At 26.9% G+C, this 19,993-nt stretch carries 19 protein-coding genes; 13 read left to right on the forward strand and 6 right to left on the reverse strand.

What is annotated here, in order from left to right:
- Positions 1–65 precede the first annotated feature (65 nt).
- From CPIN17260_RS06810 to CPIN17260_RS06820, 3 genes are read left to right on the forward strand one after another with little or no spacing between them, the layout of a single operon-like run.
- Positions 66–1,340, forward strand: a complete 1,275-nt coding sequence (locus tag CPIN17260_RS06810) for a glutamate--tRNA ligase family protein (protein ID WP_078440791.1) — start codon at positions 66–68, stop codon at positions 1,338–1,340.
- On the forward strand, positions 1,337–1,630 hold the full coding sequence (locus CPIN17260_RS06815; protein ID WP_069632357.1) for a YggT family protein: 294 nt from the start codon (positions 1,337–1,339) through the stop codon (positions 1,628–1,630). Before CPIN17260_RS06810 ends, CPIN17260_RS06815 begins: the two co-directional genes overlap by 4 nt.
- On the forward strand, positions 1,608–3,242 hold the full coding sequence (locus CPIN17260_RS06820) for a lytic transglycosylase domain-containing protein (RefSeq protein ID WP_078387923.1): 1,635 nt from the start codon (positions 1,608–1,610) through the stop codon (positions 3,240–3,242). The genes CPIN17260_RS06815 and CPIN17260_RS06820 overlap by 23 nt, the downstream gene beginning before the upstream one ends.
- Here CPIN17260_RS06820 and CPIN17260_RS06825 read toward each other — a convergent pair.
- The gene (locus tag CPIN17260_RS06825) at positions 3,163–3,654 is read right to left on the reverse strand and encodes a hypothetical protein (protein WP_078387924.1); all 492 of its coding nucleotides are present in this window, start codon (positions 3,652–3,654) and stop codon (positions 3,163–3,165) included. The genes CPIN17260_RS06820 and CPIN17260_RS06825 overlap by 80 nt on opposite strands.
- Before the next feature lie 113 nt (positions 3,655–3,767).
- Here CPIN17260_RS06825 and mobB point away from each other — a divergent pair, with 113 nt between their 5' ends.
- The 5 genes from mobB to CPIN17260_RS06850 are packed head-to-tail and all read left to right on the forward strand — an operon-like array spanning position 3,768 to position 8,209.
- Complete coding sequence (gene mobB / locus CPIN17260_RS06830) at positions 3,768–4,250, forward strand: molybdopterin-guanine dinucleotide biosynthesis protein B (protein ID WP_078387925.1); 483 nt, start codon at positions 3,768–3,770, stop codon at positions 4,248–4,250.
- Positions 4,251–5,108 (forward strand): class 1 fructose-bisphosphatase, encoded by an 858-nt coding sequence (locus CPIN17260_RS06835; RefSeq protein WP_078387926.1) that lies wholly within the window; start codon positions 4,251–4,253, stop codon positions 5,106–5,108.
- Entirely contained in the window at positions 5,105–5,308 is a 204-nt protein-coding gene (locus CPIN17260_RS06840; protein WP_078397705.1) for a hypothetical protein, read from the forward strand. Before CPIN17260_RS06835 ends, CPIN17260_RS06840 begins: the two co-directional genes overlap by 4 nt.
- Positions 5,309–5,329: 21 nt before the next feature.
- The gene (gene metG / locus CPIN17260_RS06845; protein ID WP_078387928.1) at positions 5,330–7,231 is read left to right on the forward strand and encodes a methionine--tRNA ligase; all 1,902 of its coding nucleotides are present in this window, start codon (positions 5,330–5,332) and stop codon (positions 7,229–7,231) included.
- On the forward strand, positions 7,232–8,209 hold the full coding sequence (locus CPIN17260_RS06850) for a hypothetical protein (protein WP_078440792.1): 978 nt from the start codon (positions 7,232–7,234) through the stop codon (positions 8,207–8,209).
- A gap of 1 nt (position 8,210) precedes the next feature.
- On the opposite strand, the gene CPIN17260_RS06855 is transcribed toward CPIN17260_RS06850, so the two are convergent.
- Genes CPIN17260_RS06855 through CPIN17260_RS06865 form a run of 3 tightly spaced genes read right to left on the reverse strand, consistent with a single transcriptional unit; the run spans position 8,211 to position 10,256 of the window.
- Entirely contained in the window at positions 8,211–8,744 is a 534-nt protein-coding gene (locus CPIN17260_RS06855) for a hypothetical protein (RefSeq protein ID WP_078440793.1), read from the reverse strand.
- Positions 8,737–9,258 carry a hypothetical protein gene (locus tag CPIN17260_RS06860; RefSeq protein ID WP_078397706.1) on the reverse strand — a complete coding sequence of 174 codons (522 nt, stop codon included), beginning with the start codon at positions 9,256–9,258 and terminating at the stop codon, positions 8,737–8,739. Before CPIN17260_RS06860 ends, CPIN17260_RS06855 begins: the two co-directional genes overlap by 8 nt.
- Positions 9,255–10,256, reverse strand: a complete 1,002-nt coding sequence (locus CPIN17260_RS06865; RefSeq protein ID WP_069632347.1) for a DUF8341 domain-containing protein — start codon at positions 10,254–10,256, stop codon at positions 9,255–9,257. Before CPIN17260_RS06865 ends, CPIN17260_RS06860 begins: the two co-directional genes overlap by 4 nt.
- A gap of 115 nt (positions 10,257–10,371) precedes the next feature.
- Between CPIN17260_RS06865 and ciaB the strand changes: the two genes are divergently transcribed.
- Entirely contained in the window at positions 10,372–12,195 is a 1,824-nt protein-coding gene (gene ciaB, locus CPIN17260_RS06870) for an invasion protein CiaB (RefSeq protein ID WP_069632346.1), read from the forward strand.
- Positions 12,196–12,812: 617 nt separating this feature from the next.
- On the opposite strand, the gene CPIN17260_RS09260 is transcribed toward ciaB, so the two are convergent.
- The gene (locus tag CPIN17260_RS09260; RefSeq protein ID WP_162273582.1) at positions 12,813–13,052 is read right to left on the reverse strand and encodes a hypothetical protein; all 240 of its coding nucleotides are present in this window, start codon (positions 13,050–13,052) and stop codon (positions 12,813–12,815) included.
- 130 nt (positions 13,053–13,182) lie between these two features.
- On the opposite strand from CPIN17260_RS09260, the gene CPIN17260_RS09265 reads away from it, so the two are divergent.
- Positions 13,183–14,574, forward strand: a complete 1,392-nt coding sequence (locus CPIN17260_RS09265) for a GGDEF domain-containing phosphodiesterase (protein ID WP_162273583.1) — start codon at positions 13,183–13,185, stop codon at positions 14,572–14,574.
- On the opposite strand, the gene CPIN17260_RS06880 is transcribed toward CPIN17260_RS09265, so the two are convergent.
- Positions 14,566–15,105 (reverse strand): hypothetical protein, encoded by a 540-nt coding sequence (locus CPIN17260_RS06880; RefSeq protein WP_069638116.1) that lies wholly within the window; start codon positions 15,103–15,105, stop codon positions 14,566–14,568. The genes CPIN17260_RS09265 and CPIN17260_RS06880 overlap by 9 nt on opposite strands.
- Positions 15,106–15,198: 93 nt before the next feature.
- Here CPIN17260_RS06880 and CPIN17260_RS06885 point away from each other — a divergent pair, with 93 nt between their 5' ends.
- From CPIN17260_RS06885 to CPIN17260_RS06895, 3 genes are read left to right on the forward strand one after another with little or no spacing between them, the layout of a single operon-like run.
- Entirely contained in the window at positions 15,199–17,529 is a 2,331-nt protein-coding gene (locus tag CPIN17260_RS06885; protein ID WP_069638117.1) for a bifunctional diguanylate cyclase/phosphodiesterase, read from the forward strand.
- Positions 17,519–18,379: an NAD(+) kinase gene (locus tag CPIN17260_RS06890; RefSeq protein WP_069638118.1), complete on the forward strand. Its 861-nt coding sequence runs from the start codon at positions 17,519–17,521 to the stop codon at positions 18,377–18,379. The genes CPIN17260_RS06885 and CPIN17260_RS06890 overlap by 11 nt, the downstream gene beginning before the upstream one ends.
- On the forward strand, positions 18,376–19,890 hold the full coding sequence (locus tag CPIN17260_RS06895; RefSeq protein ID WP_069638119.1) for an AAA family ATPase: 1,515 nt from the start codon (positions 18,376–18,378) through the stop codon (positions 19,888–19,890). Before CPIN17260_RS06890 ends, CPIN17260_RS06895 begins: the two co-directional genes overlap by 4 nt.
- Positions 19,891–19,993 lie beyond the last annotated feature (103 nt).

Here is a 19,993-nt window from a genome sequence, read left to right on the forward strand (position 1 = left end):
AAGCGTTATAATTTAATATTGTTATGTTATAATGGTTTATTACAAAATAATTTTTAAGGGATAAGATGTATTGTTTTGCAAAATCTTCAATAGAAGATATGCATATAGAAGATTTACGATTAGCGATATTTAATTATATATATTCAAAAAAATACAAAAAAGAATTTCTAATAAAGTTAGAAAATTCAAACAACCAACAAAACCTAAAAAACAAAGAAAAAGATATAATAGAATTTTTAGCTAAATTTGGAATAATTATAAAACAAATTTTTACACAAAATCACAATTTAAAATTTCATAGACAACTAGCATCAAAACTACTAATAGATAAAAAAGCCTTTGTTTGTTTTTGCTCAGAAGAAGATATAAAACACAAAAAAGAACAAGCAAAGCAAAAAAATAAAATTTATAGCTATGACGGCACTTGCGAAAAAATGAGTAATGTTGAAGTTTTGGGGTGCGAAAAGCCCTTTGTTGTAAGACTAAAAAGACCAGAAAAGACAAAATCTTTTACAGATAGCATACAAGGTAAAATTAATTTTAGCCCAGATGAAATTGATGATTTTGTAATAATAAAAAAAGACAAAACTCCTAGTTTTGATTTTGCTTGCGCTATAGATGATATGTTTCAAGACACAAGCTTTATAATAGACCAAGAAAACAACAAATTAAACACATCAAGACAAAACCTAATAAGACAATACCTAGGATATAAAAAACAAATGAACTATACTCATTTACCAAAAATACTAAACAAAGATGATATCCAAAGTGTAAAATCAATGCTAGATGATGGTTTTATGCCAGAAGCCCTGTTAAACTATCTAATCTTATTAGGAAACAAAACTCCAAAAGAAATTTTTACACTCCAAGAAGCGATTCATTGGTTTGATATAACAAAACTTTCCAACAAGCACATAAATTTTGATATAGATAAACTTAAAAAAATAAATCAAGAACATATAAAACTAGCAAGCGATTTGAGACTAAATGAACTTTTAGGGCTTGATAAATCTTATAATAATTTAATTCGTTTTTATGCAAACAAAATATCACTTTTAACAAAAATAAAAGAAAAAATAGAAAAAATTTATTCAAAAAAGATAGCTCCAACGGAGTTTAATAAGGAGTTTAAAATATTAAGAGAAGCTATAAAAAACCTAAATATAGAGCTTGAAACATTTGATGAGTTTAAAAACAAACTTATGCAAATCACAAAACTAACAGGCGAAAGTTTTATAACCCCACTTACAGTTTTACTCACATCAGAAACACAAAATTCTGAATTAAATGAGTTATACCCATTAATAAAAAAAGATTTAAAGAAGATTACACAATGATACTTTCAACATTTATATCAGCACTTGCAAATATACTGCACTCAATCATTCAAATATACATTTGGGTTGTTATAATATCAGCCTTAATTAGCTGGGTTAGACCTGACCCTTACAATCCAATAGTTCAACTATTAGCAAGACTAACAGAGCCTGTTTATGGGTTTATAAGAAGATTTATCCCAACCGTTTTTGGCGGCATAGACATAACACCTATCGTTTTACTATTAGCTCTTCAATTCATTGATTTATTTTTTATAAGGTTGCTTTTTGCTTTTGCTGCGTCTGTTTAGTCTTATTATTATAAGTGTTTTGGGATTAGGTGCGAAGGTCTTAGACTATAAAGAATTAAAAGACAAACCAAAAAGCCTTGTAAAAGATTATTATATAAATAGGCTTATAAACGAAGGAAAATATACAAAATCTCAAATTCAAGAGTTATCAAAAGATATATTTAGAAATGGTGGTGCTGTCAAAAAATCAATAGATACGATATTACCGCCAAAATACACACTGGGAGCTTGTAGTAAGGTAGGCATAAAAAATATATTAGATGCTAATACAACTTGTCAAAATATGCTAACAAGTATTGCTTTTAGTTTAAAATTAGACAATCAAACAAGGCAAAAATTAGCCATAAATTTAGCCAATGAATTTAAATATAAATCACAAATTTTATTAAATCTAAACTCAAAAAATCCAGCTTTAACTTTTGCAAAACAAGGAGATATAGACTCATTTGTATCTTTATTTAAAGCTAGTTCACAAAAACAAAAAGATGAGTTTTTTGGTATTGAATTTGATAAAAAAACGATGGATATGTTTTATAATGCAAAAGGTTTTACTCAAATTCTAATAAACTTAGTTCTTAAAAGAGATTTTGATAAATTCAGACAAAATTTACTAAAAATAACACCGGAAATAACAGAACAAAAAGAGGCTTTTTTCTTAGGATTAAATGCAATCACTTTGGATAATACAAAAAAAGCAAAAGCATTTTTTAAAAGAGCGGCAGATACATATAAACTAACAAGACAAAAAGATAATGCTAATTTTTGGCTATATCTCTTAGGAGATAAAAGCATATTAAACGAACTTGCTAGAAGCAATGATATAAATATATATTCTTTATATGCAAAAGAACTGACCCACTCCAAGCCTTTTAACATATATGTACCAAGACCAAAAATTAAAAAATCAACAAAATATGATATAACAAATCCATTTGTTTGGCAGCAAATAGCAGATAGTGCAAAAGATAAAAGCCAAAAAGAACTTGAAAAAATAGCTACTCAATTTTACTCAAAAGATACAGTTTCAGCATATGTATATTTTATGCAAAAAGCTAGCAATTGGGAGAAAAACTATTTTATAATTCCAGAAAACGAGAGTCTTAATGGTTTAAGCAGCCTAAGAAAATCTATGATTTTTTCACTAGCAAGACAAGAGAGTCTATTTTTACCATCTGTCATATCAACATCTTATGCACTTGGAACAATGCAATTTATGCCATTTTTAGCTAATGCAATAGGCAAAAAAGAGTTAAAGATACCAAACTTTGATCAAGATGCTATGTTTAATCCGACCGTTGCTTATAGATTTGCAAACCATCATCTTGATTATCTTGAAAAATATCTAAAACATCCGCTATTTATAGCTTATGCATATAATGGTGGAATAGGTTTTACAAAAAGATTATTACTAAGAGATGATATGTTTAAAAATGGAAAATTTGAACCATTTTTATCAATGGAGCTTATACCATACTCAGAAACAAGGCTTTATGGAAAAAAAGTATTAGCAAACTATGTAGTTTATAGGGCTCTTACTGGTTCCAATATAAAGATTTCGCGACTTTTTGAAATTCTAACCCAACCTGCTCTAACTGACAATTTTCGCAAATAGAAAACTTAAATAATAGCTTCAATTTATCACTATCTTGATTTGAAGCTATTATCTCATAATAATCCGACCAAGGCATACTAAAACCAAGTGTTTTTAGCCTTTCATCGTCACTATTTAATTTATTTATTGATTTTATATTTTCACCATTTATGGTTATATTTTCTTTGGTTATTTTTAAATTTTTTGGATTTACTGAAATGATAAATTTTTCATCTGTCTGCTTTTTATCACTATTTTTAAGCATAGGATTTACATAAGTGCCAACAATAAGAGCTCTGCCATCTTTTGTTATAATATCTTTTTTACTTGTATAGGCTAGAATTTCATTTCTGATCTCTTCTTTGGTGTATTGTTTGGTTGAACACCCAACAAAAATCATAAGCATTGCTAAAAATAATATTTTTTTTTTCATAGTTTTATACCTTTAAATTAAAGCAAGATTTTATCAAATTTAATTACATTTATCAATATTTTTAAGCCTATTTTAGATATAATCAACCCATTTTATAAACAAGGGCTTTAATTATGAAGAGGTTAGCAGTCGCATTTTCTGGACCATCAAATAGTGGCAAAACCACCTTAATACTAAAAGTTGCGCAAAATTTTATAAACAAAGGCTTAAAAGTTGTGGTTATAAAACACGACCCAGCAGACAAAGCTAAATTTGATGTTGAAGGCAAAGATAGTTATAGATTTAGCCAAACCGGTGCAGATGTTGTCGTTTTAAGCCCAACGAGAACTACTTATTTTTCGCAAGACAAATCAAATCTTGATGATGTTATAAAAATGATTGGAGATTTTGATTTATTACTTGTTGAAGGGTTAAAAACACTACCCTTACCTAGAATAAGTGTATTTAAAGATGATATAGATGAAGATTATCTTAGTTTTTCAAATGCAATTGCTACATACAAAAAAGATATCTCATATCCAAATATAACAAATATAGACTTAGATAGCATAGATGAAATTTGTGATTGGATATTAAAAAATTCAAAGGCTGTATAAATGGAAGAAATCATAAAAAATATAGAAAAAAGCGTAAAACAAATCAGTGAAGAGATAAAATATGCAGATCTTGGCTACACACAACACGCTAATGCAACTGGTGACACACAACTAAAACTAGATGTTTTAAGCGATAATATAATAACACAAAACCTATCAAACATAAGCTCAGTAAAAGCCATAGTGAGCGAAGAAAAAGATGAAATTTTATGGGTAAATAAAGATGCAAAATATATAATTGCCTATGATCCATTAGATGGTTCTAGCTTAGTTGATGTAAATTTTGCAATAGGTTCAATATTTGCAATATATGAAGATGAGTTAAAACCAGAAAATCTAATAGCAGCGATATACTCTCTTTATGGACCTAGGGTTGAACTTGTAAAAAATACACAAAAAAATGAATTACCAAAACTTTATAGACTAGATAAAGAAAATAATTTTAAATTTATAAAAGATCTGAAACTAGAAAACAAAGGTAAGTTAAATGCCACAGGTGCAACACAAAAAGGCTGGAGCGATGAGCATTGTAAGTTTGTAAGAGAGCTATTTTTACAAGGATATAGGCTAAGATATTCTGGCGCTATGGTTAGCGATTTACATCAAATTTTATTAAAGGGTGGTGGCATTTTTAGCTACCCGGCAACGACAGATGCTCCAAATGGAAAATTAAGAGCATTGTTTGAAGTTTTACCATTTGCATTTATATATGAAAATGCTGGTGGAGCTACAAGCAACGGATATTCAAAAACACTTTTTGAAACAAAAATAGAAAAAATACACCAAACAACACCTTGCTTTTTTGGTTCAAAAGATGAGATAAAGCTTCTTTATAAATTTTATGGTGATAAAAAATGAGTGAAGAACAAATCCCAAAAGACGAATTTGAGCTAAAATTAGAACAAGATTCGATTGCGCTACAAAAATGCCAAACAGATAAAAATTTAAAAACTTGTTTTGATTGTGAAGCCTTGTTTGAATGCGAAACAAGAAAGAGTTATGTTCATAGTGTATATAACTCTATGTCAAAAGGACAACAAGGCGGATTTGAATTTTAGTAAGTTATTTAAGGAAAAAATATGAAAAAAGCATACATAACCACACCTATTTATTATGTGAATGATGTTGCACACATCGGACACGCATATACAACAATCATAGCAGATACCTTAGCTCGTTTTAAAAGGCTTCAAGGATATGATACATATTTTATGACCGGGACTGATGAACACGGTCAAAAAATAGAACAAGCAGCACAACAAAGAGGCAAAACACCAAAAGAGTATGCTGATGAAATTAGTGGCAAATTTAAAAAACTATGGGATGATTTTGAGATAAGTTACGACCATTTTATAAGAACAACAGATGAAGAACATATCTTAACTGCACAAAACGCATTTTTAAAAATGTATGAAAAAGGTGATATCTACAAAGGCGAGTATGAAGGATTTTACTGCGTTAGCTGTGAGACATTTTTCACACAAACACAACTTCTTGAAAATAATTGCTGTCCTGACTGTGGAAAACCGACAAATATAGTAAAAGAAGAGAGCTATTTTTTCCGTTTATCAAAATACCAAGATGCGATTTTGGATTGGTATGAAAAAAACGAACAAAGTGTATTACCAAAGGGTAAAAAAAATGAGGTTATAAGCTTTGTAAAAGGTGGCTTAAAAGATCTATCAATCACAAGAACAAGCTTTGATTGGGGTATCAAACTCCCAAAACAGATAAATGATGAAAAACACGTTATGTATGTATGGCTTGATGCATTAGTAAATTATCTAACAACACTTGGATATTCAAGAGATAACGAGAGAATGGATTTTTGGGATAATGCTATACATCTAGTTGGCAAAGATATTTTAAGATTTCACGCTGTTTATTGGCCTGCTTTTCTACTAAGCTTGGACCTACCACTTCCAAAATCAGTAGCGGCTCACGGATGGTGGACAAGAGATGGTCAAAAAATGAGCAAAAGCAAAGGTAATGTAGTAAACCCAAAAGAGGTAGCTGATGCTTATGGTCTTGAAAATTTTAGATATTTTTTATTGCGTGAAGTTCCTTTTGGCCAAGATGGAGATTTTAGCCAAAAAGCTATAATAGATAGAATAAATTCCGAACTAAACAACGGTCTTGGAAATTTACTAAATAGAATAATCGGAATGAGTGGAAAATATACAAATTTTGAAATACAAAGCAAAGATTTAGTTAAATTTTATAATCAAGAATTACAAGAAGCAAACGAATATACAAAAAATGCTATTTCAAATTTAGAAAATATAATGCCAAATAGGTATTTAGAAGAAATTTGGAAAATAGTATCTTTGGCAAATGGAGTAATAGCAAAATATGAGCCATGGCAACTAATAAAAGACTCAAAGCAAGATGAAGCAAATGCACTTGTTGCACTTTGTGCAAATCTTTTAACAAAGGTAGCCATATTATTAAATCCTTGTATGCCAAAAACAACACAAAAAATCGCAGATGCGCTTGGATTTACGATTGATACAAAATCCTATCAAGATATAATCTTAGAAAATAAAATCATTGATTATAAAACAAAAAAGACAGAGCCATTATTTACACGAATAGAAGAAGAGCTAATGAAAGATACACAAACACAAGAACAACCAATACAAAAAGAAAAAGAAGATGAGAGCATAAGTATAGATGATTTTTCAAAACTTGTTATAAAGGTTGGTGAAGTTCTTGAATGTGAAAGAGTTGAAGGAAGCGAAAAATTGCTTAAATTCCAAATAGACCTTGGCGAAGAAAAACCACGCCAAATTTTATCAGGAATAGCAAAATATTATAAGCCAAGCGAACTGATAGGCAAACAAGTGTGTGTCTTAGCAAACCTAAAAGAGAGAAAGATAATGAAACAAATATCTCAAGGTATGATCTTAAGTGCTGAAGATGGAAAATTAACACTGCTTACAACACATACAAAAGTAAAAAATGGTGCAATAATAGGATAAATGAGACTAGAAAATCTATGTAGACTACTCAATGGAATCCTGCTTAATAATCCAGCTATATCTGAAATAAATGAGTTTGGTTTTGATGCAAAAGCCATAAAACGGGGATATGCATTTTTTTCAAACGATTCAAATGAAGACGACATATCCCAAGCCATAAACAATGGTGCCTATGCTATCATAGCAACCAAGATAGGCTTTATACAAGACGAAGAGATAGCATATATAAAAGTTGAAGACATACGGCTATCAGTCATTAGACTGGTTAGATTTATGGCTTCGGAAAAATCACTTGTTTTTTATCATATAAACAAGATACAAAAATCAATTATTTCAAACATGCACATAAAAAATGCTAAATTATTACCGAATAGAATTGATGATATTTTTAAAGTTATCCAAAATGCTAATTTTAATGAGATTTTTTTTAGTGATGATATAGAAATTTTAAACCAATTATCACCAAATTATCAGTCAACAGCACTTACAAAAAATATAGAAACAATAAACTCAAATTCCATGTTTTTTGTAAATTTTATTTTTGATGAAATTTTTTATCAAAATATAAATATACCACAAATATTTTTAAAAGACTTATGCTCACTCCTAGAAACACTAAGTGGCAACAATATACATTTTAAACTAAATGAGATAAAAAGCTTAGATCACTTCGAGCCTATATTTATAGATAAAAATTTCTATCCAGTAAGTTTTGGAACAAGTTTTAGAGCTATCATTGTAGAAAATGACATAGAACTTTTTAAACTAGAAGCAAATTATCTTGCTAATAAATTTGATCAATCAGATATAATAATAACAGCTAGTAAAGACACAAAACTAGACATAGAAAATATAGTCTATTTTAAAAAATTAGACGATATAAAAAGCTTTAAAAATTTCAGATATGTGCTTATGCTGTGCAATAAAGAAGAGCTTATGGAAAGATTGAACGAAAAAGAAGAAGCAACTCTTTTTTAAACTATTTTTGTTTATTTCCATAAACTTTGATATTAAAAGTCATGTCTATATTTTCTCCATCACCAGTCATCTTGATAGGAAACTCGGCTTTTATTATACTACTATATTTACCAAGGCTATCTAAAAAATCATAAAACTTTTTTGGAGTTTTTACCAAACTAGTAACTTTAAGCTCGTACAAAAAATACTCACTATCTTCTGTTTTATCTATTTGATTTAAAGATACATTTTTGAAAAATTTTGATGTAAATTTTATAAAATCATCTTTATCAAATTTACTATCATAAGATTTTAGTAAAAATTGATTATCTTGTTTTATACTATTTAAATTAGCTGAATACATATCAAATAATTGTTTTACTTTAACATAAGATGCCATCTGAGAGTTATTTTCTCTACTTAGTTTTCTATACTCTTTTATATTTGGAACTAAAAATCCAAAAACCATAATAAGAGCAATCAAAGCAAATATAAATATAAAAAGCAAAAGTTTAACTATGTCTATATTTTCTAAACTTGTATCTTTTTTACTCATTATATCCCTCTGAATTATCCATTTTATTTGTGCTAACAAATCCATACCATCCATTTTTTATCTGATAAAAACTTGTATTAGATGTGTTAAAAATTGATTTTAAAGGCGTTGAAAGCAACTGATTAAAAACATTTTTTGTTGGCGTAACACCTCTTATTATGAGAGATGTCTTATCCATCATAACCTCTTCAAGAGTAATACTATCAGGAACCAAATCAAAAAGATTGTGTAGACTTTGTTTTAATAGAGAATTTGAAGTTTGTATATCTTTGCCAACATCAATTTTTGAATTTAAATTATCAATCATTGAATTCATACTTTCTATATTCATATTAAGATCAATTTGTTGTTGTTTTAAGCTACTAGTATCGCTTTTTATGGAGTAATTTTTATATAAAATAAACAAATTAGATAAGAACAAAAATACAAACAGAAATGATATCAAAATCATCCAAACTTTTGTAAAAATGCTAAAAATAGGTCTTGGTTCTGGTTTTATAAAACTAAAACTCATAAACTTATCTCCTTTTGCATTAATTCATTCATACTTTTTAATGTATCCACCTGATGAACATATGTTTCTACAAAAAGCTCAGTTTGTATATATTGCAAGAAAGTAGCACTCGTTCTTGAGCTATCAAATACAATTATATCTTGTATAAAGTCACCATTATATAAAGGGTTTAGGTAAAATTCTTTTATAGCTGACATTATATAACGATACATGCCCATATCACGCCCAAAAATAGAAACAGAAGCATCTACGTCTTTTGATTCTGGCATATTTATGTCATAGCCCAAATCCTCAAATTCCTTAGGCTTTTCATCTTGGATTATATCATCAAGACTGGTTAAACCATCCAAAGATGACATCTCCTCTTCATCTTTTACTATAAGATTGTCTATGTCTGTAATATCCTCTTTATTGAATTCTGATTCATCAGAAACTGTATAATCATTTTTATCTAACTTAAAAAAAGTTGCAAATTTCATCTTTTTTTTGCTAAAAATAGCAAGTGCTGCTGAATCATTCATAGAATACAAATACAAAGATGTATTTTCAGAAATTCCTATCTTTGAAATTTCATGAAACATAATAGCAATAGGCGAATAAAGAAGATCTATACTGCTCTCACCAAATAAATTCTTAGCTTTATTGACAGCAACAATATCGGCATACACACTAAAATCATCAATCCTAATAGTAAGCAAATCATCGGTTTTTATATTGTATTTTTTAAACTCTTCTTTATTAAGAGTTGGTAAAGCACCCTGAAAGTTATCATTATAAAAAAGTGATATATAAACAGCATAATATGCATCTTCTTGTCGTTTAACATAAGCTATAATTTTATCATCTATATTTTCAGTATCAATATCAGTAAATGTCGCTTCTAAGGTCTTTACAACCTTGCCATTTTTAAACACACGACCATAAAACATGCATGTAGAACCCTCCAAAACTACGCTTAAAAATAAATTTGAAAAGATACGGCGTATAGAAAAGCTCATATTGCTCCTAAAATCACTTTATATTAATCGAAACATATTACCCAAAAATGTATTAAAAAAGATTAAAAAATTATTGATATAATTATAAAAATAAAAATAAAATTTAGGTTAAAATATGAATGATTTTAAAAAATTAAATAAATTAGTAAATAAAAATAGAGCAAAATTGAACTCGCTTTATAAAGATTTAGATAATGATATTGTGAAACAAGCACTTGAAATTTTAAATTTACAAGGCACAAAAAGTGAAAAAATAGCAATATTAAGAAGAGTAGTTGATCTAAAAATAGACCCGCTTAAAAATGAACTTAAAAAGCTTGGAAGAAATGAAGAAGAACAAAAAATAGCGATAGAAAAAATGTATGATTTTACAAGAAAAATTCATGAAAAAATACATTTTGAGCTTTTGCTAAAAATAAAAGAAGAAAAGATACTAGATGATTTTTTTACCGAAATCATAACTCTTATGCATAGAGTTGGAATAAAAATCAACAAATGGCAAGAGTTGTGGCAATCACACATAATAGATGGCATAAATAAAGAATTTGATAAAAAGTTCAAAAATCTAAAAGAAGCAAGTGAATTTTGTGAAAAAAACAAGCTTTTTCAGACAGATGACAATCAAAAAGCAGATAGAACATATGGAGCCATCATAAAAACCGGCAAAAAATATCAATTTTTTCCATACGCAACTGTATTTAAAGATGAAGTATTAGATGTTGCAAACGAAATTGAGTTTGGTCTAATAAATTTAGAAAAACTTTGCAAAAACGACAATGAAAAATCATATATAAAATACTTTAAAAGCATAAAAAATGCATTTTTAGAAAACAATAATGACAAGGTTATAAAAGCTTGGCAGGAAGCGGAAATTTGTTGGATGAATATAAGAGATAAAATTCAACCAGCACATCCACTTGAATATTATGAAGATGCTTATACTCACGCTGTAGCATTAGAATGGGATATAAGACTTGTCGATGAAGATGGAATAGATGAAGAAAGTTTTAAATCAAGTATACAAAAAAGTTTTGAACACATAAGCAAAGAGATAAATTTACAAGATGAAAACATAAAAAATCAAGTTATATCAAATATACAAAGAACACAACTTTATGTTTCTTTACCACTTGTTTATTATGGTGCCGAGCTAAATGGTCTATTTAGCGCTCAAGTTGTACCAAATGATGAAAAAGTAAGTAAAATGTGTGGCAAAAAGATATTTGCTTTTGTAAATTATATATATGAAAGTGCAAAAGCGAAACCGTTCATGAAACTTAGTTCTGAGATATTTGAAAAAGATTTTTTAAATTTTGGAAGAGAGATACTTTATACAAAACCTGAAATTTGGAAAAAAGTATATGAAATTTCAACAATAGGACACGAGTTTGGACATATTTTATTTATAGATAATGATACAGAACTACTTATGAATAAAAATGGAGTGTTTAAATTTATAGAAGAGTATAAGGCTACAACCGGTGGACTTGTAAATTTCTTTTTACATGAAGATGAAAAGTATAAAATGGCTGTATTTCATGAACTAATCGCACGTGCAATAGGGCTTATAGCATGGATGGAAGTAGATGAAGTAAGGGCTTATTATTGCGAAGGGCTTATACATCTTAGTCTGCTTTTTGAAAGCGGTGTTTTATCATTTAAAGATAAAAAACTAAGTATTAATTTTGATGAATCATCATATGAAAAATTTAAAGAAATTTGTCTAAACAACTACAAAAATCTAGCAAAACACTATGCTGATAAAAAAGAAGCGAGTGAGTTTTTAAATATATTTTGCGAGGAACATAAAAATACATTTTTACCAAAAAATAATAATACAAAAGAATTTGTTTTATACTTTTATGAAAGATACAAAGATATAGGAAACGATGTAGATGAAAGTGGCGAATGGGAAAAGTGGCAAAATATAATAAAATAATTTTTTTGTTATAATGCTCAAAAACTTAATATACTAGGTGAAACTTTGTTAAAACTAATAAACAATATTAAAAAAGATAATACGTCAACATTAATACAAATTATAACAATTTTTTGTGCCTATGCTATTAGTCTATTTTTTCATTATGATATTGTTTCTCATATACTAAGTGTTGTATTGAACTTATACATGTCTATAATAATTTACAAAAATATATTAATAGTAAACAATAAAATAAAAAAGTACTGGTTATTCACATTTGGATATATTTTTACATGGGGTATATGTGACACTTTATGGTTATTTTTATACTCCAACCAAAATAGTTTTATTATATACTCAATATATCTAATACCGACTTCAATAATACTTTGCACAACAATATGTATTTATAAAACCTACCTTAAAGATACAAATTCAAGACAAATTGCAGCAGATATATTATTTACCAGTTTTATATCAATTAGTCTTTTTGTATTTATTATTTTTGATAATGAGTTTGAAGACATAAAAACATACAAAGACCATATCCTAAACGGACTATTTTTAATAATAAATATTTTTAACATAACAACAATAGCAATACTATATACTTGTATTGAAAATTTAAAAAAAGACTACTCTTTGTATCTATTAATGGTATCAATACTTATTTTTTCTGGAAACGATATTTTAGATATATTTGGTGCTATAAAAAATGAAAATACATCATATATAGTATCTGAAATACTTTTTTCTATATCTTTTTTATTAGCAACGCTATCTAGCTTTTTAATACAAAAAGAAAATAATAAAAATTTTATAGCATCATTCGAGCCAACAAGCTCAAACTTAATAAAAAAGTTATCTTTTCTCATGTTGGTCCCAATATTATCTAGTTTCTATATACAAAACTTAAATATGACGTATATAATTTTTTCTATGTTGATTGTAGTTTTTTATAGTGTATTAACTTATCAACTTTCAAGCATAAAATATAATAAAGAGATGATTGAAAAAGAAAAAAAAGCGATCATAAAGCTAAATATAACTAAACAAAATAGACTAAACGAACTAAATAACACTAATATAAAGCTAAAAGAATTAGTAATGTATGATGCATTAACTAGAGTGTTTAATAGGCCATACTTTATAGCTCAATTGTCAGAATTAATTTCTACAAAATCATATCATACTGTGATTAGTCTATATATAATAAATATTAAAAATATTAAAAATATTAACAACACCTATAGTTGTCAAATAGTAGATCAAGTTCTAATAAAAACCATAAATCGAATTAAAGAATTCATTTCTAAAAAATTATATTATATTATAGGAAGATTTGGCAGAGACGATATATTAATAGCGATAAAAGAAAAAAATACAGATATTGATTATATTGATTTTACTAACGGCCTATTAAGCTATATACAAAAACCTCTAATTATAGAAAACAATAAAATAAAAATATCAGCAAAAATAGGAATAAGCTCAACTGAAACAAGCCAAATAAAAGTCCAAGACTTGATATCTCAAGCAAATATGGCTCTTAATGTAGCAAAAAAATATACACCGATACCATTTTATATATACACTGAAGATTTAAATATTATAAGATGGGAAGATTACCACATAAAAAATCTTTTAGAAAATGCTGATTTTGATAAAGAATTTAGACTTATATTTCAACCACAATTTAATATAAAAAATAAAAAGATAATTGGCTTTGAAGCACTTCTTAGATGGAATTCTTCAAGCAAAGGCAATATACCGCCTAGTAAATTTATTCCTATAGCGGAGCAAGATGCAACTATTATAAAAATAGGAAAATGGGTTGTAGTTAATTCGGTAAAATACATAAAATATATAAATGAAAAATACAAAACAGATTTATCAATAGGCATTAATATCTCTTCAAAACAAATGGATGGAATCAACTTTGCTAATAATATAATAAATTTAATCAAAAAAAATAATATAGATCCAAAATGGATAAACATAGAAATATCAGAACTAGACTTTAGTGACAACTATGATATAGCCAAAGAGATATTGCATATATTTAAACAAAACAATATAAATATATCTATGGATAATTTTGGCACTGGCTTTTCGTCAATTAGCGCAATCAAACAATTTAATATAAATAAATTAAAAATAACAAAAAAACTTATCGATGAAATAAGAACGGATGTAATAAGCAAAGACATAGTGAAAGCGATTGTATCATTAGCAAAAGTTATGAACATAAAGACCATAGCAGAAGGTGTTTCAAGCGAAGAACAGCTAGAAGTATTAAAAAATATAGGTTGTGATGAAATACAAGGATTTATATGGAGTGAACCATTAGAAAGCAAAGATTTTGAATGCTTTTTAAAAAATCAAATATCAGTTTAAAAAATCATTATAACTTAAACTTTCAAAAACCAATATATTCTTGTCGGCTTTTTTAGCTATATATCTTACTATATCTGTATTTTCTATATTTTTTGGAATAATTATATGAATACTATCAGATATAAATACAATAAATATATTTTTACACTCATAAATCTCGCTAATATTATCAATTAAAAATGTATTTTCATCTTTTTTTGTATCACTATAAAATGCAATATAATTATCTGACACATAAATATACATATTTTTAATATTATTGTTTATTTTAAAACTCCTAAGTATTTTTTTTTGTTTATTTTTTAAAAAAAATGGATAGAAAAATAGCCAAAAAAATGATAGAATAAATCCCACAATTATTAAAATATTTTTTTCCAACATAAACCCTAAGATAAAAAAGGCTATCATAATTTCACTAAAAACACCAATCGTATTAAAAATTTTTGTATTTCTAGCTTTTTTTGAAGATGTAACCATAAAAGTATAAAAGTCTAGCAAATCATTATCTTTTAATAAAATATTTTTTGTCATATTTTGCCCCACCAATTTAAGATATCTGAAAAAGATTATATCTGAAAAATGTTTTATGGTATAATCTAAATCCAACAATAATTAGGAGAAAAATTGAATTTTAGATTCAAAGAGCTTGGTAAATTATACATAACAATGTTTATTTTACTATCAATTTTTATATCTTTTGTCTGTTATTTATTTAATTTTACATTCTTGTCTTACATGATAGAATTAATAGCCATGGCAGTAATTTCAAAAAAAATATATGCTTCGATATCTAAACTAGGAGAGCAAAGAGAACTTTGGATACTTTTAAGTCTATCTTCTATTCTTTGGATAGTTTGTGATTTAAATTGGTATATATATAAATTTATATTATTAAAAGATTATAATGAGTATAGTTTTTTACACATTGCGTATTTGATACCTACTTTTTTTATTTTAATTGGAACAGGCTCTTATTTTTATAAAAAGTTTAAACATGAAGCAGAAGATAAAATGCTAATATTAAACGATGCGCTTGGAATATTTTTAATGTTATCTGTATTTTTAATAAGCTTCTTTAAAGATTATAATTTTATACTCATAACAAAAAATATAACTCAATTTTCAGCATTTTTTTCTATTATTTTTAGCTTTATGATTTTATTTTTTGTATTAAATGCGCTTTTTGCTAGCAATAAGATATCAATAAATCTAAGTATTTTTTATGTAATCATATCATGCGTCATACTCTCTCTGATAAATATAACATATTTTAAAGATATGGTTAATTCCAATCATTTAGATAGTAGATTCTTAAATATATTTTATATAATTCCATTTATGATAATAATGTTTGGGGCTTATGAGTTTCAAGGTGCAAATAGAGTTATTAAACAAAAAAATATCAATTTTTCAATAATAGCAAAGTGGATACCCATGATAAGCATTATACCTGTAATATTTCAAAAAAATATAGAAGCTGAAATATCAATTTTTATTCTTTTAATAATTTTTGGACATATTCTACTTAGCTATTATGTAAAAAATACAATATATAGCAACAAACTTTTAAAGAAAGAACAAAATTTAACAAATGAACTAGAAAAAAAAGTTGCAATGCACACAAATGAATTAATTATAGCAAACCTAAAGCTAAAAGAACTAATAGAAAAAGACTACTTAACAGGATTACACACCAATGATTTTATAATACACAAGATTAGCGAATTGTTAGAAAAACAAACAAAAAATGAATGTATAGCTGTATATTATATAAACATAAAACGATTCAAGCTAACTAACTCTTGTTATGGATACATTGTTGGTGATAAAATTTTGAAAATTGTTGGCAAAAGATTATTGATTTTGTGTGATGAAAACAAAATAGTTGGTCGATTAAATGCTGATGAGTTTGTAATAGTGGCTAAATTCGAAGATAAAAACAAAAAAAACTTATTAAATTTTGCAAATCAAATAATAGGATCTATAAAAGAAAATATTCAAATAGAATCTTACAATTTTGCATTAGACTGCATAGTTGGAATAGGCATATCTGATTATAATAGTAAAAAAGATGCAAAATCAATAATAATAAATGCTGATCAAGCTATGAATTTTGCAAAAGAAGCGCCTTCTTTAAATCCTCTTATATATACAGAAGAAATGAGCAGATTATTGCGACATGACTCTAAAATTGATATTTTATTAAACAACTCTCAAATCAACAAAGAATTTGAAATTTATCTCCAACCAGTATTGGATGCAAAAACAAATAAAATTGTTTCAGCTGAAGCACTACTGAGATGGAACAATCCAGAACTTGGATTTTTAGAAGCAAATAGTTTTATAGAAATAGCAAAAAAAACTGATATTGCTAATAAATTTTTTGAATTTGTTATACAAAAAATATCATCAACCATAAAAGATTTTAAATTATTAAATATAAAACCGCCAATAATAAGTATAAACATATTTTCTAATAAAATATATTTATTAGAATTCATAGAAAAAATCCAAGAAAATTTAAAAATTTACGAAGTAAATCCAAAATATATCATGCTTGAATTAGATGAATCTATATGGATGAATTCAAAAGATATACTAGAAAATATATTTATAAGATTGCAACGTATTGGTATAAATGTCTGTATAGATAATTTTGGAGCTGGGCGTTCATCGCTATTGTACACTAGAACATATAAGATCAGTCATATAAAGATAGCAAATAAGTTGATATCAAATATACATATAAATAAAGATGAGCAAGAAATAGTCCAATCAATTATAGAATTTGGAAAAATAATAGGCGCAAAAACAATTGCAAAAGGTTTAGAAAACAAGGAAACGCTAGAATTAGCAAAAAAATTAAATTGCGATGAAGTGCAAGGATATATTGTTGCAAAACCTATGAGCATTGATAATTTTATAAATTTTTTAAGAAAAAATAATGAATCTTGATTATAATAACATAAAATTTGTTGGCTTGGTTGCAAAAAAAACCTCAAACTTTACTCAAAATTTCAATAAATTAAAAAATATATTAAGTAAATATGGTGTTGAAATTTTACCAGAGGAAAGTATAGCCAATAAGCTAAATCAAACTGGGTATACATTAGAGGCTATCGCAAAAAAAAGTGATTTTATAATATCTCTTGGTGGAGATGGAACTATTATTTCTACGTGCAGAAAATGTTGTGATTTTTCGCCATATGTTCTTGGTATACATGCTGGAAATTTAGGCTTTTTAACAGATATTACTATGGAGCAAACTGAGGATTTTTTTAGCGAGTTTTTTAATGGCAAATTTCAGATAGAAGAGCCTTTTATGCTTGATGTCATCCTAAAAAATAATCAAGAAGAAGAGATACGTAAAATAGCATTTAATGATGCTGTTATAATGAGAGCAAAACCTGTATCAAATGCCTTGGTTGATGCTTATTTAAATGGAGAATATTTTAACTCTTATTTTGGAGATGGGGTTATAGCAACAACTCCTGTTGGCTCAACAGCATACAATATGAGTTCCGGTGGTTCAATAATATATCCACTCAGTGATGTATTTGCAATAACGCCTATTTGTTCTCACTCTCTAACTCAAAGACCAGTTATATTACCAAAAGATTTTTATGTAGAGTTTAAAGCCTACAAAGATGAAGTCTTGGTTATAGATGGGCAAGATACATTCAAAATGAAAGATTATGATAGTATTAAAGTTAAATTGAGTCAAAAAAGAGCAAGACTCATAAGACATATACAAAGGGATTATTTTCAAGTTTTAAAAGAAAAACTCAGATGGGGACAACAATGATAGAAAGAATTTATATAAAAAATCATTTAAGCTTTAGTGAAGTAGAAGTTAAGTTTAAAAAAGGACTTAGTGTTTTTACAGGAGTTAGTGGATCTGGAAAATCAGTGTTTATGTCTGCTATAATGAGTGCTTTTGGTCTTAGTGATAGCGAGGCAAAAGTAATAGAAGCTGATGTTAACTATCAGTTTGAAATGCAAGAATTTGGTATAGAAAACGAAGAGATAAATAGCTTCAAAATGACAAAAAACAACTCAACAAGATATTTTATAAACTCTCAAGCGATATCTAAAAAAAATCTTACAAACATAGCAAATGAACATATAAAATTTCTATCAGCAAAACAAATAAATGAATTTGAAAATGAAAGATTTTTAAATATCATAGATACATTAGCTAACGATAAAGAACACAATGAAAATTTAAAACAATTAAGACAAATTAATTTAACATATAAAAAAATAAAAAATGAGCTAGAAAAAATACAAAATGACGAAAAACAGATAGAAGAGCTTAAAGAATTTGCAAGATTTGAAATAGAAAAAATAAAAAATACAAATCCAAAAGATGGCGAATTTGAAGAGCTAATGCAAATAAAAAAAATGTTAAGCAAAAAAGATAAAATAGAACAAGCTTGGAATAAAGCTGAAAATATTTTTGAGCTTGAACATAGTGTTATAGAAGCCTTAAATATAAGTGATATAGATAGCTCTTTTTTTGAAGAAGCAATGAATGCATTAAGAATAGCAAGAGATGAGCTAAATATAGATGAACTTGATGATATAAACGTGGAAGAAATACTAGATAGAATTGAAGACTTAAACTCTATAATCAAAAGATATGGAAGCGAAAAAGAAGCAATAGCAACATTAAGAAAGAAAGAAGAAGAACTACAAAAATACGAAAACATAAGCTTTGAAAAAAAGAATTTACAAGCACAATATAGTCAAATAAGTGAACAACAAGATGAAATTTGTGAAAAAATAACAAATAAAAGAATGTCTCTACTTTCAAATCTTCAAAACATCATAAACGAATATCTAAATAATTTATACATGCAAAACATAACGCTAAAAATAGAACCTACAAAGATAAGCGAATTTGGGAAAGATCTTGTCGTGCTAACCCTAAATCAAACAAGCTTATCAAAGCTAAGTTCAGGTGAAATAAATAGACTACGACTTGCATTAATAGCAAGTGAAAGCAAGATAACAAACAGCGGAAATGGTGTAATGATACTTGATGAAATAGATGCAAATTTAAGTGGAAAAGAAGCGATGAGCATAGCAAATGTATTGGTTCAAATATCACAATTTTATCAAATTTTTGCCATATCACACCAGCCACAACTTAGTTCAAAAGCAAATTCTCATTTTTTAATAGAAAAAAAAGATAATTTATCAACTATCAAAGAGTTAACGAATCAAGAAAGAATAAACGAACTTGCTAGAATGATAAGTGGCGAACATATAAGCAATGAAGCTATACAATTTGCCAAAGAACTCTTGAAATAATAAAATATAATTAATTTTTAATTTAAGATTTATCAAAAATTTTTTTGATAAAATGTTCATGATATAATTTATATTGCATAAATAAAAAAACAAGGCACAAAAC

Origin of the sequence: Campylobacter pinnipediorum subsp. pinnipediorum, assembly GCF_002021925.1 — a bacterium.
GTDB classification, from domain to species: Bacteria; Campylobacterota; Campylobacteria; order Campylobacterales; family Campylobacteraceae; genus Campylobacter_A; species Campylobacter_A pinnipediorum.